At 69.1% G+C, this 21,727-nt stretch carries 21 protein-coding genes; 5 read left to right on the top strand and 16 right to left on the bottom strand.

Features of this window, described 5'->3' with window-relative positions:
• Positions 1-16 precede the first annotated feature (16 nt).
• Genes FOJ82_RS07820 through FOJ82_RS07810 form a run of 3 tightly spaced genes read right to left on the bottom strand, consistent with a single transcriptional unit; the run spans position 17 to position 3,555 of the window.
• Positions 17-1,015, bottom strand: a complete 999-nt coding sequence (locus FOJ82_RS07820) for an ABC transporter permease (RefSeq protein ID WP_143937891.1) — start codon at positions 1,013-1,015, stop codon at positions 17-19.
• Positions 1,012-2,559, bottom strand: coding sequence for a sugar ABC transporter ATP-binding protein (locus FOJ82_RS07815; protein ID WP_143937890.1), 1,548 nt, complete (start codon positions 2,557-2,559; stop codon positions 1,012-1,014). The genes FOJ82_RS07820 and FOJ82_RS07815 overlap by 4 nt, the downstream gene beginning before the upstream one ends.
• A gap of 33 nt (positions 2,560-2,592) precedes the next feature.
• Positions 2,593-3,555, bottom strand: coding sequence for a substrate-binding domain-containing protein (locus FOJ82_RS07810; RefSeq protein WP_143937889.1), 963 nt, complete (start codon positions 3,553-3,555; stop codon positions 2,593-2,595).
• Between the two features lie 174 nt (positions 3,556-3,729).
• Between FOJ82_RS07810 and FOJ82_RS07805 the strand changes: the two genes are divergently transcribed.
• The 4 genes from FOJ82_RS07805 to FOJ82_RS07790 are packed head-to-tail and all read left to right on the top strand — an operon-like array spanning position 3,730 to position 7,857.
• On the top strand, positions 3,730-4,710 hold the full coding sequence (locus FOJ82_RS07805; protein ID WP_143937888.1) for a carbohydrate kinase family protein: 981 nt from the start codon (positions 3,730-3,732) through the stop codon (positions 4,708-4,710).
• Positions 4,707-5,693 (top strand): LacI family DNA-binding transcriptional regulator, encoded by a 987-nt coding sequence (locus tag FOJ82_RS07800; RefSeq protein ID WP_143937887.1) that lies wholly within the window; start codon positions 4,707-4,709, stop codon positions 5,691-5,693. Before FOJ82_RS07805 ends, FOJ82_RS07800 begins: the two co-directional genes overlap by 4 nt.
• An 8-nt stretch (positions 5,694-5,701) precedes the next feature.
• Positions 5,702-6,700 (top strand): class I mannose-6-phosphate isomerase, encoded by a 999-nt coding sequence (locus FOJ82_RS07795; RefSeq protein WP_143937886.1) that lies wholly within the window; start codon positions 5,702-5,704, stop codon positions 6,698-6,700.
• Positions 6,697-7,857, top strand: a complete 1,161-nt coding sequence (locus FOJ82_RS07790; protein ID WP_143937885.1) for a mannitol dehydrogenase family protein — start codon at positions 6,697-6,699, stop codon at positions 7,855-7,857. Before FOJ82_RS07795 ends, FOJ82_RS07790 begins: the two co-directional genes overlap by 4 nt.
• Here FOJ82_RS07790 and FOJ82_RS07785 read toward each other — a convergent pair.
• The 3 genes from FOJ82_RS07785 to rpsO form a co-directional block, all read right to left on the bottom strand.
• On the bottom strand, positions 7,848-8,267 hold the full coding sequence (locus FOJ82_RS07785) for a hypothetical protein (RefSeq protein ID WP_143937884.1): 420 nt from the start codon (positions 8,265-8,267) through the stop codon (positions 7,848-7,850). The two genes, FOJ82_RS07790 and FOJ82_RS07785, sit on opposite strands and share 10 nt — an antisense overlap.
• 88 nt (positions 8,268-8,355) lie before the next feature.
• Positions 8,356-10,566: a polyribonucleotide nucleotidyltransferase gene (locus FOJ82_RS07780; RefSeq protein WP_143937883.1), complete on the bottom strand. Its 2,211-nt coding sequence runs from the start codon at positions 10,564-10,566 to the stop codon at positions 8,356-8,358.
• Positions 10,567-10,841: 275 nt separating this feature from the next.
• Positions 10,842-11,105, bottom strand: a complete 264-nt coding sequence (rpsO, locus tag FOJ82_RS07775) for a 30S ribosomal protein S15 (protein ID WP_143937882.1) — start codon at positions 11,103-11,105, stop codon at positions 10,842-10,844.
• A 208-nt stretch (positions 11,106-11,313) separates the two neighbouring features.
• Between rpsO and FOJ82_RS07770 the strand changes: the two genes are divergently transcribed.
• Positions 11,314-11,790, top strand: coding sequence for a GNAT family N-acetyltransferase (locus tag FOJ82_RS07770; RefSeq protein ID WP_185975675.1), 477 nt, complete (start codon positions 11,314-11,316; stop codon positions 11,788-11,790).
• A gap of 7 nt (positions 11,791-11,797) precedes the next feature.
• Here the strand turns inward: FOJ82_RS07770 and FOJ82_RS07765 are convergent, their stop codons facing one another.
• The 10 genes from FOJ82_RS07765 to nusA all read right to left on the bottom strand — a co-directional run bounded on the left by FOJ82_RS07765 (position 11,798) and on the right by nusA (position 21,726).
• Positions 11,798-12,700: a bifunctional riboflavin kinase/FAD synthetase gene (locus tag FOJ82_RS07765; RefSeq protein ID WP_143937880.1), complete on the bottom strand. Its 903-nt coding sequence runs from the start codon at positions 12,698-12,700 to the stop codon at positions 11,798-11,800.
• Positions 12,701-12,705: 5 nt separating this feature from the next.
• The gene (gene truB / locus FOJ82_RS07760; RefSeq protein ID WP_143937879.1) at positions 12,706-13,569 is read right to left on the bottom strand and encodes a tRNA pseudouridine(55) synthase TruB; all 864 of its coding nucleotides are present in this window, start codon (positions 13,567-13,569) and stop codon (positions 12,706-12,708) included.
• Positions 13,566-14,003, bottom strand: coding sequence for a 30S ribosome-binding factor RbfA (gene rbfA / locus FOJ82_RS07755; protein ID WP_143937878.1), 438 nt, complete (start codon positions 14,001-14,003; stop codon positions 13,566-13,568). The genes truB and rbfA overlap by 4 nt, the downstream gene beginning before the upstream one ends.
• 30 nt (positions 14,004-14,033) lie before the next feature.
• A complete protein-coding gene (infB, locus tag FOJ82_RS07750) occupies positions 14,034-16,919 on the bottom strand; it encodes a translation initiation factor IF-2 (RefSeq protein ID WP_143937877.1) in 2,886 nt (961 codons plus the stop codon).
• A 176-nt stretch (positions 16,920-17,095) separates the two neighbouring features.
• Positions 17,096-17,374: a YlxR family protein gene (locus FOJ82_RS07745; RefSeq protein WP_143937876.1), complete on the bottom strand. Its 279-nt coding sequence runs from the start codon at positions 17,372-17,374 to the stop codon at positions 17,096-17,098.
• A 10-nt stretch (positions 17,375-17,384) separates the two neighbouring features.
• Positions 17,385-18,287, bottom strand: a complete 903-nt coding sequence (locus FOJ82_RS07740; RefSeq protein WP_143937875.1) for an amino acid ABC transporter permease — start codon at positions 18,285-18,287, stop codon at positions 17,385-17,387.
• Complete coding sequence (locus FOJ82_RS07735; protein WP_143937874.1) at positions 18,284-18,931, bottom strand: amino acid ABC transporter permease; 648 nt, start codon at positions 18,929-18,931, stop codon at positions 18,284-18,286. The genes FOJ82_RS07740 and FOJ82_RS07735 overlap by 4 nt, the downstream gene beginning before the upstream one ends.
• A gap of 50 nt (positions 18,932-18,981) precedes the next feature.
• Positions 18,982-19,824, bottom strand: coding sequence for a glutamate ABC transporter substrate-binding protein (locus FOJ82_RS07730; RefSeq protein ID WP_143937873.1), 843 nt, complete (start codon positions 19,822-19,824; stop codon positions 18,982-18,984).
• A 28-nt stretch (positions 19,825-19,852) separates the two neighbouring features.
• The gene (locus FOJ82_RS07725; protein WP_143937872.1) at positions 19,853-20,605 is read right to left on the bottom strand and encodes an amino acid ABC transporter ATP-binding protein; all 753 of its coding nucleotides are present in this window, start codon (positions 20,603-20,605) and stop codon (positions 19,853-19,855) included.
• A gap of 146 nt (positions 20,606-20,751) precedes the next feature.
• Positions 20,752-21,726, bottom strand: coding sequence for a transcription termination factor NusA (gene nusA, locus FOJ82_RS07720; protein WP_143937871.1), 975 nt, complete (start codon positions 21,724-21,726; stop codon positions 20,752-20,754).
• Position 21,727: the final 1 nt, after the last annotated feature.

The raw sequence follows: 21,727 nt of genomic DNA, 5'->3' as shown, positions 1-21,727 counted from the left end.
CAGAAACAAATCCGACTCAGGTGCCGGACTTGCTGAGACGACGGAGGCTGTCGATCGCGACAGCGAGCACGATGACCAGGCCCTTGACGATGAGCTGGTAGAAGAACGGCACGTTCATCAGCACCAGGCCGTTGGAGAGGACACCGATGATGAGCGCGCCGACGAGCGTGCCCAGGATGCGGCCGCGGCCACCCATCAGCGACGTGCCGCCCAGCACCACGGCCGCGATCGCGTCGAGCTCGTAGCTCTCACCCGCGGTGGGCTGTGCCGAGAGCACGCGAGCCGAGAAGATGATGCCCGCCAGTCCGGCAGCGGCGCCGGCGATGGTGTAGACCCAGGCCAGGACACGCTTGACGTTGATGCCCGCCAGACGGGCGGCCTCGATGTTGCCGCCGACGGCGTAGACGTGGCGCCCGAAGGTGGTGCGCTCGAGGATGAACCAGAACACGACGTAGACCACGACCATCACCACCACCGGTGTCGGGATGCCGGCGACCGCGCCGTTTCCGATGCCGCGGTAGCCCAGGTCGGAGGCGATCAGGGGCTGGCCCTCGAGCAGGGAGTAGGCGATGCCTCGCAGGTACGTCATCGAACCCAGGGTCACGATGAAGGCCGGCAGCGCGAGCCACGCGACGAAAGCGCCGTTGATGAAGCCCGCGAATGCCCCGACGAGGATGCCGCCCAGGACGGCCAGGATCGACGGGGTGCCCGAGACGAACAGCAGCACGCCGGCCACGCCGGAGACCGCGAGGATCGACCCCACGGAGAGGTCGATGCCGGCAGTGATGATGATCATGGTCATGCCGGCGGCCAGGATGGCGTTGATGGAGACCGAGCGGGCGACGTTGAGCCCGTTGTCGATGCTGAGGAAGCTCGGGGCCATGACGGCCATGAAGGCGCAGAGCAGGATCAGGACGGCGAAGATCCCGACCTTGTCCCACCAGTAGCCCAGGTTTGCCATTGCGTTGCGCGCCTTCGGGGACACGTTGGTTGCTGCAGCGGTGTTGGTGGTCATGCGTCGTTCCTTGTGGTGTCGTCGGCGTAGACGCCGGTTGCGTGTTCCATGACGCCCTCCTCCGTCGCGGAGGAGGCGTCGAGCTCGGCGACCAGGCGACCCTCGCGCATGACGAGGAGGCGGTCGCTGATTCCGAGTGCTTCGGGCAGGTCCGAGGAGATCACGAGCACGGCGGTGCCGGCCTGTGCGATCTCCTTGATGATCCGGTAGATCTCGCTCTTGGCGCCGATGTCCACGCCTCGCGTGGGTTCGTCGAGGATCATGAGCGAGGGCCGCTCGAGCATCAGGCGGCCGAGCACGAGCTTCTGCTGGTTGCCTCCGGAGAGGCTGCGCGACTCCGTGGCCTGGGAGGCGGTCTTGACCGCCAGGGAGTCGAAGATCGCCGCGACCTTCGAGCGCATCTTGCGGAATTTCAGCACCCCGCCGGACGAGTAGTCCGAGAGGGTGGACATCGCGGTGTTGTCCCGGACCGACATCTCGAGGAAGAGCGCCTGGTCCTTGCGGCTCTCGGGCAGCATGCCGATGCCCTTGGCGATGGCCTCCTTGGGGCCACGGACCCGCAGGACCTCGCCGTCGAGCTTCACGGTGCCGGAGGCCGCCCGGTCCGCCCCGTACAGGAGTCGCCCCACCTCGGTGCGCCCTGCGCCGATCAGGCCCACCATCGAGACGATCTCACCGCCGCGCACGCTGAAGGAGACCGGCCCGATGTCTGCACCGTCGGTGAGCTCCTCGACCTCGAGGCGGACGTCGCCGAGCTCGTGGCGCTCGTGGCCGTAGAGGTCGTCGACGTCGCGGCCCACCATCATCTTCACGATGTCGTTGGGCCGGACGGCGTCGGGTCCGGTCGCGCGCATGTCTCGGGTACCGACGAGGTTGCCGTCCCGGAAGACGGTCACCCTGTCGGCCAGGTGCCAGACCTCCTCCATGCGGTGGGAGATGTAGATGAGTCCCATCCCGCGCTCGCGCATCTCGCGGATCAACTCGAAGAGCTGGTTGGACTCGCTCGTCGAGAGCGCCGCGGTGGGCTCGTCCAGGACCAGGACCTTGACGTCCTCCGCCATGGCCCGCGCGATCTCCACCATCTGTTGCATGCCGACGCTCAACCGGCCGATCGGCGTCTTCGGGTTGATGCCGGTGGCGCCGACGTGGTCGAGCTTGTCGCGGGCGTCCACCAGCATCTGCCGGCGGTTGAGCACGCCGGCCCGGTTGGGTTCGTTGCCCACGGCGAGGTTCTCGGCGACGGTCATCTCCGGGAACGTGTTGAGCTCCTGGTGGATGATCCCGACACCGGCGGTCATGGCGTCGCGCGGCGACGCCATGACCACCTGCTCCCCCAACATGTGGATGGAGCCCGTGTCCGGGGCGTAGTTGCCGGAGATGATCTTCATGAGTGTCGACTTGCCGGCACCGTTCTCACCCATCAGGGCGTGTACTTCACCTGGTCTCAGGTCGAAGCTCACGTCGTTGAGGGCCTGGGTGGCCCCGAACCGTTTGCTGACACCCCTCACTTCCAACAGGGGCGCCTGCGTGGCGACTTCACTCATGAGAGATCCTTCCTTCCGTCGGGACTTACCGGATCACCAGCCGGCGTACTCGCCGACGTTGTCGCGGTCGATGAGCGTCGGGTTCAGCAGGGTGACGCGCTCCTCGGGGGCGTTGCCGCCGATGATCTCGACACCGACCTCGTAGGCCTTCTCAGCCATGCCGGCGGGGTCCTGGGCAGGGGTGGCCCAGAAGTTGGAGTTCTCGTCGTTCAGCGCGGTCACGGCCTCGGGGGATCCGTCGACGCCGGTGATGACGATGCCGTCACGGCCGGCCTGCTGGACCGCGAGGTCGGCACCGAGGGCCTGGGGGTCGTTGATGGCGAAGATGCCGTCGACGTCCGCGTTGGCGGTCAGCATGTCGGTGGTGAGCTCCAGGCCGGAGGCACGGTCGTTGTTGCCGGCCTGGCTGGCCAGCACTGTGACGTCCGGGTTCTCCTCGAGGACCTCGTGGCAGCCCTCGACGCGCTCCTGCGGTGCGGTGGTGGGCGTGCCCTCCACGATCAGGATGTTGCCCGCGCCGCCGATCTGGTCGATCAGGGCCTGGCACGACTGGCGGCCGGCCTCGACGTTGTCGGTGGTGACCGCGGCGTCAGCGCCGGCGGCGTCCACGTCCACTGCCACGACGACGATGCCGGCGGCCTGGGCGCGGGCCACCGCGGAGGCGATGCCCTCGCTGTCGACCGCGTTCAGCAGGATGAGGTCCATCCCCTGCTGGATGAAGGCGTCGATCTGGTCGTTCTGTGCGGCGAGGTCCTGGCGTCCGTCCTGGACGTTGATCTCGAAGCCCTCGGACTCGGCGAGCTCGGTCATCGAGGTCTGCATGGCTGCGAAGAAGGGGTTCGAGATGTCCTGCAACATCAGGCCGACCTTCTCGACCGTACCGTCGCCTCCCTCACCGGGGGTGGTGTTGTTCTCGTCACCCGTGGTGCACGCCGAGGCGAGGAGGGTGACGGCGGCTGCGGCGGCCACGAGGGCCTTCCGTGCGGTGAACTTCATGTTGTTCCTCCGTGTTGTGATGCCGGATGGGGGTTTGCTCCACGAGCGCCGGCACGCGTTCTCCTCGTTGAGCAGGGCTCAACAGTAAGACATCGGGACAACGTTGTCTAGAATTGGGTATTGATGAGATGATTCCGTTACACGGCTGCGAAGAGGCAACGAAGGAGCGTCACGATGAAGGTTCTGGTCGCGGGTCACTGCTGCATCGACATCACACCCGAACTGCCGGGAACCTCCCCCGGCATGGAGCCCGGGATCCTCTACTCTGTGGGCCCGCTCAAGTTCAAGGTGGGTGGCTCCGCCCCCAACAGCTCAGGCACCCTGCAGGCCCTCGGCGCCGACGTCGAGGTGGCCGTGACGATGGGCGACGACGAGTTGGGCCACATCTGCCGGCAGCAGCTCGACGATCGGGGCGCGGTGCTGCACTGGACCACCTCCCCGTTCGCGTCGTCCTACAGCATCGTGGTCGAGCACGGCTCCCACGACCGGACCTTCTGGCAGCACGAGGGCTCCAACGCCAGCTTCGACCCGCGCGAACTCGACCTCGACGGCATCGCACCCGACCTGCTCCATCTCGGTTACCCCTCATTGCTACCGCTGACCTGCACCGACCCGACTGTGATGGCCGCCGCCTTCACCGGCGCCCGCGGCCGGGGCATCACGACCTCCCTCGACCTGGCCCACGTCAGCGACGGGTCCGTCGCCTCCCGGGTGGACTGGCAGGCGTGGTTCGAGCGGACGCTGCCCCACGTGGACGTCTGCTCCCCCAGCTGGGACGACGTCTGCAGCGCATTGGGAGTGCACCGAAAAGCCAGCCGGGAGGCACTCGAGGACACCGCCGACAGGTTGCTCGGGTGGGGTGCTGCAGTGGTGAGCCTCTCGGCGGGCAGCCTCGGCTTCGTGCTGCGCACGGCCTCCGAGGAGCGGCTGGCCGCGGGGGGCCGCGTCCTGGCCCCACTGGCGCGCCAGTGGGCGGACCAGCGGCTCTGGTTCCCCGCCGAGCACGTGCCCAACCCCGCCACCACCGTCGGCGCCGGCGACGCCCTCACAGGGGGGCTGCTGCACGCACTCACCCGCGGGCTGGCACCGCAGGAGGCAGGCACGTTCGCACGCACCACCGTCGGACGGCACCTCAGGCAGGTCCCGCTCGCATGAGGACGCCGCCCAAACGAGCCACCATCACCGACGTCGCACGCGACGCGGGCGTGAGCCTGAAGACCGTGTCGCGGGTGATGAACGGGGTCCCGACCGTGGATGCGAGGATGCGCGAGGACGTGCTCGCGGCTGCGAAACGCCTCGGCTACCGTCCGCACCGCGGCGCCGCGACGATGCGCTCGGGTCGCTCCTCCATGGTGGGCATGATCATCCGCGACATGACCAACCCGTTCTACTCGACGGTGGCCGCCGGTGCCGCCGACGAGGCCGAGGAGCACCACTGCCTGCTCATCACCTGCAGTTCCGAGGGCTCACCCCAGCGGCAGGCGGAACTGGCCGAGGCCGTGTTCGCGCAGCGTCCCGGCGGCCTGCTCATCACCCCCACCCGGGGCACCGACGCCACCATCGCGGCCGAGGTAGCGATGGGCACCCCCGTGGTCGCCGTCGACGAGAGGCTCGACGGACTCACCGTGGACACCGTCTCCTTCGACAACCACCGGGCCGCGAGGGGGGCCGTCGCCGCCGCGATCCGCATGGGGCGGCGCCGCTTCGCCGCCCTCAGCGACTCCGACGCCCTCGCCACGATGCCACTGCGAGTGGCCGGTGCCACCGAGGCGCTGACCGAGGGCGGGCTGGCCTTCGGGCAGGGCCACGTCCTGACGGGCATCCACACCGAACCCGAGGCCCGCGCCGCCGCGGCACAGCTCCTCTCGGTCGCGGAGCCACCCGACGCCATCTTCTGCGCCAACAACGTCTCGGCGATCGGGGCCGCCGCCGAGATCCACCAACGCGGGCTGGACGTGGCGATCGTCGTGTTCGACGAGTTCCCGCTGAGCCGCACCCTCCCCTTCCCCGTCGTGGCCATCGACCATGACGACCGCGAGATGGGCCGCGCCGCGGCCCGCCTCCTGTTCAGGCGGGTGGCCGAACCGAGCCGCCCCGTGGAGAACGTGGTCATCCCGACCACCCTGAGAACTCACTGAGGAGAACCATGACGCTGGAACCCATCATCCTGCCCGCCAACCAGCCGGCCGACCGCTTCTACACGGGTGGGGCACGCATCGCAGAGTTCCGGGGCGAGTCCCATGACGGCGGCAACACCCCGGAGGACTGGGTCGCCTCCACCACGTGCCTGTTCGGTGAACAGAGCCTGGGGCTGACGCGCCTCGGATCCGGCCAGTACCTCCGCGACGCCGTCGCGACGGACCCCGTCGGCTGGCTCGGGGCCGAGCACGCCCAAAGGTGGGGCTCCGACACGAAGCTTCTCACCAAGCTGCTCGACGCGGGGCAGCGCCTGCCCGTCCACATCCACCCCGACGGCGCGTTCGCAGGCCGGCATCTCGGCCGCGCCCACGGCAAGACCGAGGCCTGGCTGGTGCTGCGCCCGGGAACGGTCCACCTCGGGCTCCGCAGGGAGGTGTCCCCCGAGGAACTGGCCCGGCTGGTCGCGGAGCAGGACACCGAGACCCTGCTCGACGCCCTGCACCCCGTCGCCGTGGAGGCCGGTGACGCCGTGTTCGTCCCGTCCGGCTTCCCCCACGCCATCGGCGAGGGCATCCTGCTCGTCGAGGTGCAGGAGCCGGAGGACCTGTCGATCCTGCTCGAGTGGGAGGGCTTCGCCCTGGACCCGGAGGCTCCGAAGGAGCTGGGTCTGGGCTTCGACCTGGCGCTGCAGGCCACCGACCTGCGGGTCCGCACGACCGAGGAGATCGAGGACCTCGTCGTGCGGGGTGGCGCCGGCTCGGCGATGCCGGAGGCTGCCGCACCGTACTTCCGGGCGCACTGGGTCAGCGCCGGGGCCCTCGAGCAGGGCTTCGCCGTCGTGGTGGTGCTGGAGGGCGGCGGGACGCTGGACTGGGCAACCGGCTCCATCGAGGTGGGTCGCGGGGACACGCTGGTCGTCCCGCACGCCACCCCAGCCACCCTCACCGGGGACCTGCGGGCAGCTTGGTGCCGGCCCCCCGCACCCTCCGCCCCGGACGCGGCATGAGCCGCGGGAACAACGTCGTCGTCTTCGGCGCCGGCGCCGTGGGCCGGGGCTTCATCGGCGAGCTGTTCTCCGACGCCGGGTGGCGAGTCACGTTCGTCGACGCCGACCCCGAGCTCGTGGCCGTCCTGAGGTCCGGCTCCTACCCCCACGACACCGTCGCCAGCGCGGGCACCGTGCGCAAGTACGTGACCGGCTGCACGGCAGTCCCCGCCCAGGACCAGGCGGCGGTGCGACGCGCCGTCTCCGAGGCCGACGCCGTGTTCACCAGCGTCGGGGCACGGAACCTGCCCAGGGTGGCCCCGGCGCTCGCGGCGGGCCTCGCGGACCGCGCCGCCGTCGACGGCGGACCCATGGACGTCTACCTCGCGGAGAACCTGCACGAGGGCGCCAAGCTCGTGCGTGGCCTGCTCTCCACGGAGCTCGGTACCCTGGGAGCAGAGGCGGCAACCGTGCTGGCCAACGTGGGCGTGGTGGAGTGCTCCATCGGCCGCATGATCCCGGTGCCCACCGAGTCGCAGCGCCGGGAGCACCCTGCCCTGGTGGCCGTCGAGCCCTACCGCAAGCTCCCGTTCGACGTCGCCGCCTGCCGCGCGCCCGTGCCCGACGTCCCGGAACTGCTCGGGAACCCGGAGCTCGACTTCGCGTTCTTCACCGAACGGAAGCTCTACGTCCACAACCAGGGCCACTGCGCCACCGCGTACCTCGGTGCCCGCGCGGGCCATTGCGAGATCGCTCCGGCGATCTCAGACCCCGACATCCTGGAGCAGGTCCGGGCCGCGATGCACGCCCCCGCGCGCGCACTGGCCCGCAAGTACGGCCAGCCCCAGGAGGAACTGATCGCCCACGCGGAGGACCTTCTGGCGAGATTCGCGAACACCGCCCTCCACGACACGGTGGAAAGGGTGGGACGCGACCCCGAGCGCAAGCTCCAGCCCGGCGAACGCTTCCTCGGTGCGCTGCGGCTGTGCAACCAGTGGGACGATCCGCGTCCGCTGCTGCCGGGAATCGCACTCGGACTGGAACAACAGGCTGCGCAGGGCGGCGGCTCCGCGGCCGTGGCAGCGGTGCTTGCCGACGTCGAGAGCATCTCCCCCGGACTCGCAGCCGCTCTGGTCGAGCTGCGCGGCGGGTCGCCCCGGGGGACGTCTCAGAGGTAGTGCAGTAGGTTCGCGACGAGCCCCACGACGCCCGTCACCAAGACGTAGGCTCCCACGCCGAGACCGACGCCGGCTGCTCCCCTGGCCGCACCGGGCTTCCGCAGGCCGATGATCCCGAGGACCAGGGCCAGGAGCGCGAAGACCGTCGCGCCGATGCCGAACCAGCTGCTGACAACTCCCCCCACGGACAGCTGTCCGGTTCCCAGGAACGAGTGGAACACGACCTGGCCGATCACCTGGACCACAACGGTGACTGCGGCCATCGCCAGCGCCGCCCGACCAGCGGGGTTGTCCCCGTGGCCGGCGGAGGGAGGCTGCACCTGGTACATGCCCGGACCGGGCTGCGGTCCGCCGTGGCCGCCCAGGGGATGGTGGTCGTCCGGCCTCGGGCTGGTCGCGTACTGGCTCATGGTGACCACCTTGTCACGTCCCGGGCGCAACGAGAGGCGGGCCACCCCTGTTGGGATGGCCCGCCTCGTCGTGGTTCAGCGGTTCAGGTCACTCGTCCTCGGGGGACTCCTCGTCGCCGCCCTCGACGACGGGGATGAGGGAGAGCTTGCCGCGGTCGTCGATCTCGGAGATCTCCACCTGGAGCTTCTGGCCGACGCTGACGACGTCCTCCACGTTCTCCACGCGCCTGCCACCGGCGAGGTCGCGAAGCTTGGAGATGTGCAGCAGGCCATCCTTGCCGGGCAACAGCGAGATGAAGGCACCGAAGGTGGTGATCTTCACAACGGTACCGAGGTACCGCTCGCCCTTCTCAGGCATGGTCGGGTTGGCGATCGCGTTGATCATGGCCATGGCAGCATCGGCGGACTCGCCGGTGGTGGCACCCACGTAGATGGTGCCGTCGTCCTCGATGGAGATGTTGGCGCCGGTGTCGTCCTGGATCTGGTTGATGACCTTGCCCTTGGGACCAATCACCTCGCCGATCTTGTCAACCGGGATGCGCACCGAGATGATTCGCGGCGCGTAGGGGCTCATCTCGTCGGGGACGTCGATGGCCTCCCCCATCACCTCGAGCAGGGTGTGGCGTGCCTCGCGGGCCTGCAGCAGGGCCTTGGAGAGCTCGGAGGACGGGATGCCGTCGAGCTTGGTGTCCAACTGGAGGGCCGTGATGAAGTCCTTGGTACCGGCGACCTTGAAGTCCATGTCGCCGAGGGCGTCCTCGGCTCCCAGGATGTCGGTGAGGGCGACGTACTTGGTCCCCCCGTCGACGTCCTCGCTCATGAGGCCCATCGCGATGCCGGCCACTGCGGCCTTCAGCGGCACACCTGCGTTGAGCAGGGACAGCGTCGAGGCGCAGACCGATCCCATGGAGGTGGAGCCGTTGGAGCCGAGCGCCTCGGAGACCTGACGGATGGCGTAGGGGAACTCCTCGCGGCGGGGCAGCACCGGGGTGAGGGCGCGCTCGGCGAGTGCGCCGTGCCCGATCTCGCGACGCTTCGGGGAGCCGACGCGGCCGGTCTCGCCGGTCGAGTACGGCGGGAAGTTGTAGTTGTGCATGTAGCGCTTGGTGCTCTCCGGACCGAGGGAGTCGATCCGCTGCTCCATGTCAAGCATGTTCAGCGTCGAGACACCCAGGATCTGGGTCTCGCCACGCTGGAACAGTGCGGAGCCGTGCACGCGCGGGATCACTGCGACCTCGGCGGACAGCGTCCGGATGTCGCGGGGACCACGGCCGTCGATGCGGACGCCCTCGGTGAGGGTGCGGTGGCGCACGATCTTCTTGGTCAGCGCCTTCAGCGCCGCGGAAACCTCGTTGAGGCGCTCGGGGAACTTGTCGGTGAGCTGCTCGGTGACGTCCTGACGGATGCCATGGGTTGCCTCGTCGCGCTCCTGCTTGCCCACGATCGTCATGGCCTCGGCCACGCGGGCGGAGGCGAGCTCCTCGACGGCTGCGAAGACGTCGTCCTCGTAGTCGCGGAAGACGGGGAAGTCGAAGGTCTCGCGCGGCAGCTTGGCGGCCAGCTCGGACTGGGCGTCACACAGGATCTTGATGAACGGCTTGGCCGCCTCCAGGCCCTGGCCGACGATCTCCTCGGTCGGGGCGGCGCTGCCGCCACGGACGTTCTCCCACGTCGCGTCGGTGCCGCCGGCCTCTACCATCATGATGGCCACGTCGCCGTCGGCGAGCACGCGGCCCGCAACGACCATCTGGAAGGTTGCTTCGGCGGTCTGCTCGACGGAGGGGAAGGCGACCCACTGGTCGTCGATGAGGGCCACGCGCACGCCGCCGATCGGACCCGAGAACGGGAGTCCGGCGATCTGGGTGGACATGGAGGCCGCGTTGATGGCGACGACGTCGTAGAGGACGTTGGGGTTGAGCGACAGGACGTTGACGACGACCTGGACCTCGTTGCGCAGGCCCTTGACGAAGGCCGGGCGCAGCGGACGGTCGATCAGCCTGGCGGTCAGGATCGCGGCCTCGCCGGGGCGTCCCTCACGACGGAAGAACGAGCCGGGGATCCGGCCCGCGGCGTACATGCGCTCCTCGACGTCGACCGTCAGGGGGAAGAAGTCGATGGCGTCGCGAGGGGTCTTCGCGGCGGTGGTGGCGGCGAGCAGCATGGTGTCGCCGTCGAGGTAGACGGCGGCAGAGCCGTCGGCCTGCTGGGCGAGCAGCCCCGCCTCGAAGCGGATGGTGTGCTTGCCGTGTGCGCCGTTGTCGATGACGGCTTCAGAGAATTCGAGACCCGGTCCTTCCATGGACAGGCTCCTTTCGGGTGGTGTGCGCTGCCGCCCACCCGCGCAGGGTGGGGACCGTCACGTCCACCGGCCTTCGATCGAGGCCCGCGGGGGCGATCGAATCGCACCCGAAGACCACTACCGAGGACCAGATGGGACCGCGCGGCGGACAGCACTGGGTACGGTTCGGTATTCAGTTGTGGTCGTGCGCTCTCAGCCTAGCGTGAGCGCGCCGGAGGCCAGTCCCCGATCTTCGGGAACTGGCCTGCCGGGATTCTTGGGTTTGTGGATTGCGATCAGCGACGCAGACCCAGACGGGCGATCAGCTCGCGGTAGTGCTCAACGTCGGCCTTGGCGACGTAGTTGAGCAGGCGGCGGCGCTGGCCGACCATCAGCATCAGGCCGCGACGGCTGTGGTGGTCCCCCTTGTGCTCCTTCAGGTGCTCGGTGAGGTGAGCGATCCTGGAGGTCAGCAGGGCGATCTGCACGTCCGGCGATCCGGTGTCACCCGGGGTGGTCGCGTACTCTTCGATGATCTTCTTCTTCAGCTCGGCATCCATCTCGGGATCCTCTCGGTCGCTGCACGGCGCTCCGGTCGCGGGTGCTGTCGGAGCTCTTACTGGGCCGTGGCCGATCAAACGGCAACCTGACAACACTATCACCTCGACGCCCGCTGCCCCAACCGGCGGCCGGGGCGGCGTGACCGGGCTCCTTGGCGCTAGTGTGGACTTCACCACCGATCCGTACCCGGAGAACTCAGGAGCAGCAATGGCCATCGTCGTCCGTCGTGCCGAGGAAGCCGACCTGCCCGCCCTCCGTGAGATCCAGGCCAGGCCCGACCTCAACCTCGTCGACAAGCACTTCCAGGCGCAGGCTGCCGGGCACCTCCTGTTCGCGGTGGCCTTCGACGGGGACGAGCCGATCGGTTCGGCGCTGCTGGACCTGGACTCGGAGATGGCACCCGAGCTGCGCAACATGTACGTCGTGCCCGGCGCCCGCCGCAAGGGTGCGGGCCGTGCGCTCTCGCGCTGGATCGAGGACAGGGCTCGTGATGCCGGCCACACCGCCGTCTACCTGGCGGTGGACCCAAACAACGAGAAGGCAGTCCCCCTCTACGTGTCGCTGGAGTACCACCCCACGGGCGAGCACCAGTTCGTCGAGGCGCCGGACGTGCCGCAGGTCTCCGACGAGTCGGAGGCCAGCCAGTACTACGCCATCTACAAGAAGTCCCTGACGGCGCGCTGAGGCACCCTCAGGACAGGCCGAGGATCTCCCGGGCCCGCTGGACGTCCAGCTTCATCTGCTCCACCAGCGCCTCCACTCCGGTGTACTTCACCTGGCCGCGCAGTCGGGCCACGAACTCGACGACGACCTCCACCCCGTACAGCTCCAGGTCCGTCTCGTCGATGACGTAGCTCTCAACCCGCCGGTCCACGCCGTCGAAGGTGGGGTTCGAGCCGACGGAGATCGCCGCAGCCCTCCGCAGGCCGTCCTCCGCGGTCAACCAGCCCGCGTAGACGCCGTCGGCCGGCACCGCCATGTCATCGCCGACGCTCAGGTTGGCCGTGGGGAACCCGAGTTCACGTCCCCGCTGGTCTCCCATCACCACCACGCCGCGGAAGGTGAACGGCCTCCCGAGATGGACGAGCGCCTCGGTGACGTCGCCCTCCTCGAGCGAGGTGCGGATCAGGCTTGAGCAGGTGACCGACTCCCCGACGGACTCGAGCGACAGCGGGACCACCTCGAAGCCGTGTTCCCGGCCCAGCTCCTCGAGGGTGCCCACGTCGCCCCTGGCTCCCCTTCCGAAGCGGAAGTTGTCCCCGACGACGACGCGCGCGGGCGAGAGCGGCAACAGGTAGGTCTCGACGAACTCGGCGGGGCTGAGTGCCGAGACGGCGGGGGTGAAGTTGATGACGCGCACCTCGTGGGCGCCGGCCTGCTTCAGCAACTCGATCCGGTGCGGGAGGTCGGTCAGCATCCTGGGCGCCATTTCCGGGCGGAGCACGCTGACGGGATGCGGCCAGAACGTGATCACGACCAACGGCAGGGAGCCGTCGCCGACGGCCTCGGTCAGCACCTTGCGGTGCCCTCGGTGCACTCCGTCGAAATTGCCGATGGCCACGACGCTCTGGTTCACGGTTCCTCCGGTGGGCATGGGTTTCAGACGAGTACGGCGACAGGACGGGAGCCGTCACCGTCCGGACGATACAGGGCCAGCAACTCACCCGTCGGGGAGAGCATCCCCGTCACCTCCGCCGGCACGGGCATGGTGAGCGCACGCCCGAAACGGATGTCGGTCTCTGCCGAGGCGTCGACGTTGATGCAGGGGAAGCTGCGACGGGCACCCTCGGCCATTGACATCAGCCTCGGCGGCTCGTTGCCGAGGGTCACCGCCTCGGCGACGTCGTAGCCACCGATGCGGGTGCGGCGCAGACTGGTGAGGTGGCCGCCCACGCCGAGCGCGTTGCCGAGGTCGCGGGCGATCGCGCGGATGTAGGTGCCACTCGAGCACTCGACGTCGAGGTCGACGTCCAACACTCCGGCGCCGGGGCGGACGTCGAGGACGTCCAGGCGGGAGACCTCGACCGCTCGCGCGGCGAGCTCCACCTCCTTGCCCTCGCGGGCGAGCTTGTAGGCGCGCTGGCCGTTCACCTTGATGGCCGAGACCGCGCTGGGGACCTGGCTGATCCTGCCCCGCAGGGGGGCGAGGGCGTGCTCCAACTGCTCCGCGTCGACGCCGTCGGCGGGCGCCACCGGGGTGACCTCGCCGTCGGCGTCATCAGTGCTGGAGGACTCCCCCAGCCGGACGGTGGCCAGGTAGCGCTTGTCGTGCAGCGCGAGGTGGCCGAGCAGTCGGGTGGCCCGGTTGACGCCGAGGATCAGCACGCCGGTGGCCATCGGGTCCAGTGTCCCCGCATGCCCGATCTTGCGCGTGCCCAGGAGCCGCCGCAGGCGGGACACCACCTGGTGAGAGGTGGCGCCCGCCTGCTTGTCGACCACGACGAGTCCGGAGGACTGGGTCACTCCTGCTCGCCGGAGGTCTCACGCGGCTCCCGGTACGGGTTGGACTCGCCCGCGTAGGCCGCGCCCTGCGCCCGGGCCGCAGCCTCGGCGTCGCTGGCCTGGGCCTTCGCAAGCAGGTCCTCGATGTTCTTCGCCACCTCGGAGGTGGCGTCGAGGACGAACTCCAGCGTGGGCGTGAACTTCATGCCCAACTGCTGGCCGACCGTCGAGCGGAGCATGCCCTTGGCGGACTCGAGGGCCGCCGCGGTCCCGGCACGCTCATCCTCGTCCCCGAGCACCGTGTAGAAGGCGGTGGCCTCCCGGTTGTCACCGGTCAGCCGCACCTCCGTGATCGTGACGAACCCGAGACGGGGGTCCTTCACGCGGCGCTCGATCGTGGAGGCGAGGATCACCTGGATCTGGTCGGCGAGCTTCGCATTCCTCGGGTTGGGCATGGCTACTCCTTCGCTGGTGGGGCCGGACGGTCAGGACCGCTCGCGCTCCACCATCTCGTAGGTCTCGACGACGTCGCCGATCTTGACGTCGTTGTAGTTGTTGAGGGTCAGACCACACTCGAAGCCCTCGCGGACCTCCGTCGCGTCGTCCTTCTCGCGACGCAGCGACGAGATCGAGGTGTCCGCGATCACGACGCCCTCGCGCAGGAGGCGCGCCTTCTGGTTCCGCTTGATGGTGCCGTCGGTGACCATGCAACCCGCGATGTTTCCGAACTTGGAGCTGCGGAAGATCTCGCGGATCTCTGCCTGGCCACGAACCTCCTCGGCGAAGATCGGCTTGAGCATGCCCTTGAGGGCTGCTTCGATCTCGTCGATGGCGGAGTAGATGACCGAGTAGAACCGGATGTCCACGTTCTCGGCGTCGGCCATCCGGGCAGCGTGCTGCGTCGGACGGACGTTGAAGCCGATGATGACGGCCTTGGAGGCCGCCGCCAGGGAGACGTTGGTCTCCGTGATGGCACCCACGCCGCGGTCGATGACGCGCAGCGAGACCTCTTCGCCGACGTCGATCTTGGACAGTGCGTCCTCGAGTGCCTCGACAGAACCGGCACCGTCACCCTTGAGGATGAGCAGCAGCTCCTGCGTCTCGCCCTTCTCGAGCTGCTCGAACAGCTGGTCGAGGGTCTTGCGACGGGAACCGGCAGCCTGCTGCGCGGCGCGCATGCGGGCAGCACGCTTGTCGGCGATCTGGCGGGCCATGCGGTCGTCGTCCACGACCAGGACGTTGTCACCGGCACCGGGCACGGACGTCAGGCCGAGCACCTGCACGGGACGCGAAGGCTCCGCCTGCTCCAGGGTCTCGCCGGTGTCCGAGATCAGCGCACGGACACGGCCGTGGGCCGAGCCCGCGACGATCGAGTCACCGATGCGCAGCGTGCCGCGGTGGACCAGGACGGTGGCCACGGGGCCACGTCCCTTGTCGAGGTGTGCCTCGATGGCCACGCCCTGGGCGGGCATGTCCGGGTTGGCACGCAGGTCCAGTGCGGCGTCGGCGGTCAGGACGATCGCCTCGAGCAGCTCGTCGAGACCCTGGCCGGTGGCGGCCGAGACGTCGATGAACTGTGTGTCGCCGCCGTACTCCTCCGGCACCAGGCCGAACTCGGAGAGCTGGCCGCGGACCCGGGTGGGGTCGGCCGACTCCTTGTCGATCTTGTTGACCGCGACCACGACGGGCACGTCGGCCGCCTTGGCGTGGTTGAGCGCCTCGATGGTCTGCGGCATCACGCCGTCATCAGCGGCCACGACGAGCACCGCGATGTCCGTGGACTTCGCACCACGGGCACGCATGGCGGTGAACGCCTCGTGACCGGGGGTGTCGATGAAGGTGATGGCGCGCTCGTTGGAGTCGACCTCGGTCTCCACCTGGTAGGCGCCGATGGCCTGGGTGATGCCCCCGGCCTCCTTGCCAGCCACGTTGGACTTGCGCAGGGTGTCGAGCAGACGGGTCTTGCCGTGGTCGACGTGGCCCATGACGGTGACGACCGGGGGACGGGACTCGAGGTCGTCCTCGTCGCCGAGGTCCTCGCCGAACTCCAGGTCGAAGGACTCCAGCAGCTCACGGTCCTCGTCCTCGGGGGAGACGACCTCGATGTTGTAGTCGAGCTCGGCGCCGAGCACCTCGAGGGTGTCGTCGGCCACGGACTGCGTCGCAGTCACCATCTCGCCCAGGTGGAACAGCACCTGCACGAGCGATGCCGCGTCGACGCCAATCTTCTCGGCGAGGTCCGTCAGGGACGCACCGCGGCGCAGTCGCACCGTCTGGCCGTCACCCTTGCGGACGCGCACGCCGCCGATCGACGGGGCCTCCATCTGGTCGAACTCTTGCCTGCGCTGCTTCTTGGACTTGCGTCCACGCCTGCCGCCGGCACCGCCGCGACCGAAGGCACCCTGGGTGCCGCCGCTGCGGCCACGACCGCGACCGCCGCCACCCATCGGGGGACCGCCGAAGCCACCGCCACCACCGGGGCCACCGCCACCGGGACGGCCCGGGGCTCCGCCGCCGCCACCGGGGCGACCGCGACCACCACCGGGACCTCCGGGACCACCGCGGCCACGGGTCGGTGCGCTGGATCCCAGCTGGTTCGACTGCTGCTTCGGCATCATGGCCGGGTTCGGGCGGGGCATCCCGCCGGTGCCACCGGGACGGGGCATGCCGGTACCGGCTGCACCACCGGGGCCACCCGGGCGTGCGCCGGGACGCTGCTCGCGACCCTCGGGACGGCTGCCACCCTCGGGGCGACGGCTGGGACGCTGGGTCCCCATGCCCTGGGCGGGAGCGAACGGGTTGTTGCCGGGGCGCGGCCCGCTGGGCTTGCGGCCGACGTTGCCGGGGGTGGGGCCACCGGGGCGGGGGGCCGGCCGGGTACCGCCACCACCGGGACGGGGCGCGGGTGCGGACGAGGACGGCGCCGGGCGATCAGCAGAGGGACGCTCCGCGGACGGACGCTCCACCTCGGGCTGCTTCGCGGCCGGCTTCGGGGCCGGTGCGGGAGCCTTCGGTCCCGGACGGGCTCCGGGCCTGGGTGTGGCAGCGGGCTTGGGTGCCGACGACGTCACGGCACCCTCGTCGGAACTGACGGGTGCACCGGGCGTGGCGCGGGGACCGGCGGGCGGGGCCGGCTCGGCCTTCTTCTCCGCTGCGGGCTTGCTGCTGGCCGGGGCCGCCTTCTTGGGCGCCTCGGTCTTCGGTGCTTCGGTTGGTCCGCTGAGCGACTCCCGCAGGCGGCGCACAACGGGCGCCTCCAACGTGGAGGATGGGCCGCGAACGTATTCGCCCATCTCGTTGAGCTTCTTCAGAAGCTCCTTGCTTGTGATCCCGATCTCTTTGGCGATCTCGTGGACGCGAGGCTTGGCCACTACTCTCCTTCACGGCCCAGACCCCAGGTCCGGACCAGTTAGTTTGTTGACTTGCTCATCGTTGGGTTCTCATCGAGTGGTCATGAGCGTTAGCCCACTTTCTGGTTCGTGCCGACGCGGATCGTCGGCATTCAGCGATGCGGCCACGGCGAATTGACGCCGGGCCGTCGGCCAGTCTACTCCCCCGAGGCGGTCTGAATCCAGCCGGGAGCGATCTCGCCGAGTCGTCGCAGCAATGACTCGGCCGGACGCGCACCCGCGCCGAAGGCCCTCCGGAGGGCGTTTCGCCTGCGCGCGGTCTCGGCGCAGCCGGCGTCGGGGTGCAGGTACGCACCGCGGCCGGGCAGCCGGGGAGAGGTGCCCTCGACCACCTCGTCACCGACGCGCACGAGTCTGATCAGGGCGTCCTGGTCGTCGCTCCGGCGGCAGCCGAGGCAGGTGCGTTGCGGGATCACGGCCCCAACCCTACTGCGGCTTGGCCGACACTCCGATCGCGGCGAGGCTCATGCCGCCCTCGTCGGTGGCGACGCCGGCCTTGGGCCCGGAGCGTCGCGAGATCCACCGCGCCAGCGCGGACAGGGCAAGGTTCACCACCAGGTAGATGGCGAGCGAGACCAGGAAGATCGAGAAGGAGTAGGTGGTGGAGCCGTAGTAGTCCTTCAGCTGCTGGCTGATGCGCAGGATCTCGGGGTAGGCCACGACGTAGGCCAGTGAGGTGTCCTTCAGCAGCACCACGAGCTGCGCGACGATGATGGGCAGCATCTGCCGGAAGGCCTGCGGGAACTCGATCAGGATTCGACTGCTGAAGGGCGTCAACCCGACGGAGAGGCCTGCCTCCCGCTGGCCGCGCGGCAGGGCCTGCAGCCCGGCCCGCAGTGCCTCGCCGATGATGGCCCCGTTGTAGACGGCGAGCGCACCCACCACCGCCCAGTACCCGGTGGTGGCCAGCGCCAGCAGGATGAACAGCATCATCAGCAGCACCGGCATGCCGCGGAAGAACTCCAGCAGGATCGCGGCCGGCACCCGGATCCACTTCTGGGGCGCCGTGCGGGCGAAGCACAGGAAGATGCCGAAACCGATCGCGAGGACCGCGGCCAGGCCGGCCGCGCTGAGCGTGCCCTGCACCAGCCCGCGCCAGAGCAGCGCCTGCCAGACCTCGGTGCCCTCGGCGAAGATGTCCCAGCGCTCCGGGGCCCAGAGCCCGGGCAGCACGGCACCGTTGACCGTGGTGCGGGGCTGGCCGAGTCGGTAGACGAGCCAGGCCAGCGTGCCGGCGATCACCAGGCCGGTGACCACGGAAACCGTCCGAGACACGGCGCGACCCCTGGGCCCGGGCTCCTCGTACAGGACGGGGGCGGTGTTACTCATCGCAGGACCGCCACCTTCTTCTCGATCCGCCCGGCCACCTGGCCGAGCGGGATGGTGATGATGAGGTAGCAGAACGCGACGCCCAGCAGGATCGCGATGACTGCGTTGCCGTGCGCGTTGGTGAGGGTCTTGGAGATGGCGAACAGATCAACCACGAGGAAGCCACCGGCCACCGAGGTGTTCTTGGTCAGGGCGATGAACACGTTGATCAGTGGCGGCACCACCATCCGCATTGCCTGCGGGAACACCACGAGCGTGACCGTCTGCATGAAGTTGAGCCCGACGGATCGGGCCGCCTCGGCCTGTCCGAGTGGGACGCCGTTGATGCCGGAGCGCAGCGCCTCCGCCACGAAGGCCGAGTGGTAGAGCGACAGTGCGATGTAGGCGCCCAGGACCGAGTGCACCCCCATGTCCAGCGACGGCAGCACCACGATGATGAAGAAGAACACCAGCGTGAGCGGGGTGTTGCGCACCAGTTCCGTGTAGGCGGTGGCGATCCAGCGCAGGCTCGGGATCGGCGAGATCCGCAGGAAGGCGATGACCACCCCGATGACGGAGGCGCCCAGGGCACCGACCAGCAGGAGCTGCAGGGTCATCCGCAGTCCCAGCCAGTAGCTGTCCAGGTTGCTGAGCACAGCGTCCATGGGCGCCTTCCGTCGTCAGGGTTCGAGCGGTTCGCCGAACCGGTCGGTGGTCAGTAGCGGTCGACCGCCGGGGGCTCGGGGGTGTCGAGGACCTTGCCGGCGGTGGACTCCCACGCCTCGGCCCAGGACCCGTCCCCGTAGGACGCCTCGAGGACGTCGTTGATGAACGTGCGGAACTCGTCGTCGCCCTTGGCGAGCCCGATCCCGTACGGCTCCGAGGTGAAGGTCTCGCTGACCACCTCGAACTCGTCACCGCTCTGGTCGACGAGGCCGGCGAGGATCACGTTGTCGGTGGTCATCGACTGGGCCTGCCCGGTGCGGATGGGTTCCAGGCAGTCGGAGTACTTGTCCACGGTGATGATGTTCTCGGTGTACTCGCGCACATTCTTCTCCGAGGTGGAGCCGGTCACCGTGCAGGTGGTGGTGTCCCCCAGCGCGTCGGGTCCGGTGATGCCGTCGGGGTTGCCCTTGGGGACCAGGAAGGTCTGGCCGGCCGTGTAGTAGGGCCCGGCGAAGTCGATGACCTCCTTGCGGGTGTCGTTGATGGTGTAGGTGGCCACCACGATGTCCACGTTGCCCTGCTCGATGAAGGGCTCCCGGTTCTGGGAGACCGTCTCGACCCACTCGATGTTCTCCTCCGGAATGCCCAGGGCATCCGCGACCAGCTTGCCGATCTCCACGTCGAAGCCCTCGGGCTCGCCCGTGGGGCCCGCCAGGCCGAACAGCGGCTGGTCGAACTTGGTGCCGATGGTGATCTTCTGGTCGGAGGCCAGTTGAGCCATCGTCGAACCCTCGGGGAAGTCGTTCTCCGTTGCGGCGTCGCCACCGCAGGCTGCGAGGGCAGGCAGGGCCAGGGCCGCCACCGTCGCTGCTACGAGCTTGTTGCGCTTCATTGCTGTCTCCTTGTTGGTTGGTTCCGCGTCAGTGCAGGATCTTGGACAGGAAGTCCTTGGCCCTGTCCGAACTGGGGTCGGTGAAGAACGTCTCCGGAGGCGCCTCCTCGACGATGGCGCCGTCGGCCATGAAGACCACCCGGTCGGCGGCCTTGCGGGCGAAGCCCATCTCGTGGGTCACCACGATCATGGTCATGCCGGACTGCGCCAGGGCGATCATGACGTCGAGGACCTCGTTGATCATCTCGGGGTCCAGGGCGCTGGTGGGCTCGTCGAGCAGCATCAGCTTGGGATCCATCGCCAGCGTCCTCGCGATGGCCACCCGCTGCTGCTGCCCTCCGGAGAGCTGCGACGGCAGCTTGTTCGCGTGCGCCTCCACTCCCACGCGGGTGAGGAGCTCCATCGCCCTCTCCACCGCCTTCGCCTTCGGGATCTTCTTCACCTGGATGGGTGCGAGCGTCACGTTCTCCAGCACGGTCTTGTGCGCGAACAGGTTGAAGGCCTGGAAGACCATGCCCACCTCGCTGCGGAGCCTGGCGAGCGCCTTGCCCTCGTCCGGGAGGCGTTGGCCGTCGATGATGATGTCGCCCGAGTTGATGGTCTCCAGCCGGTTGATCGCCCTGCAGAGGGTGGACTTGCCCGAGCCGGAGGGTCCGATGACGATGACGACCTCGCCCCTGGCGACCTCCATGTCGATGTCCTTGAGGACATGGTGCTCGCCGAAGTACTTGTTCACCCCACGTACTTCGACAAGCGGGGCTGGGCTGCTCGCGTCTGGCATGGGCGTCAGACTAGGCCCCACAAGGGCTCACGGCGGGGAAATTTACCGCATCGTTATCCAACCGGTCCCGGCCCGACATCGCGGGAAACGTGGATCGGCACGCCACGGACGGGGTCCGGGCGTGCCGATCGGGGTGGGTGCTGTGGTCAGCCCTGGGGCTGGGTGTCGGGCTGGATGTCGATGCGCCAACCGGTCAGGCGGGCCGCCAGCCGGGCGTTCTGGCCCTCGCGGCCGATGGCCAGGGAGAGCTGGTAGTCGGGCACGATCGCGCGGCAGGCACGCGCCGAGGCGTCGACCACCGTCACCGACATCACCTTCGCCGGGGACAGTGCCGCAGCGACGAACCGGGTCGGGTCCTCCGACCAGTCGACGATGTCGATCTTCTCGTCGCCGAGCTCGTTGGTGACAGCGCGGACGCGCTGCCCCATCGGGCCGATGCAGGCGCCCTTGGCCGAGATGTTCGGGTCGTGCGAGACGACGGCGATCTTGGTGCGGTGGCCGGCCTCGCGGGCGATCTCCTTGATCTCGACGACTCCGGAGCCGATCTCCGGGACCTCCATCGCGAAGAGCTTCTTCACCAGGTTGGGGTGCGTCCGGGAGACGACCACCTGCGGGCCGCGGAGCTCACGGCGGACGGCGACGACGTAGACGCGGATGCGGCGACCGTGCGAGTAGTCCTCACCGGGCACCTGCTCGGCCTGCGGCATGATCGCCTCGAGGGCGCCGAGGTCCACCCGGACGGCCTTGGAGTCCCGGTCGGCCTGGACGACGCCGACGAGGATGTCCCCCTCGGAACCGGAGAAGTGGCCGAACTTCTGGTCGTCCTCGGCCTCGCGCAGGCGCTGGAAGATGACCTGGCGGGCGGTGGAGGCCGCCACCCGACCGAAGTCCTCCGGGGTGTCGTCGTAGTAACCCACCACCTGGTCGTCGTCGTCGAACTCGGGCGCGAGGACGGAGACCTTTCCGGTCTTGCGGTCCACCTCCACCTTGACGCCGCGCAACGGGTGGTCGGTCTTGTTGTAGGCGTTGAGGAGGGCGTCCTCAAGCGTCCTGATGAGGTAGTCCATGGGGACTTCCTTGTCGCGTTCGATGGCGCGCAGGGCTGCGAGATCCACGTCCATG

It is taken from the genome of Tessaracoccus rhinocerotis (genome assembly GCF_007197885.1).
Classification (GTDB): domain Bacteria; phylum Actinomycetota; class Actinomycetes; order Propionibacteriales; family Propionibacteriaceae; genus Arachnia; species Arachnia rhinocerotis.
This window is presented reverse-complemented; position numbering and strand designations above follow the sequence as displayed.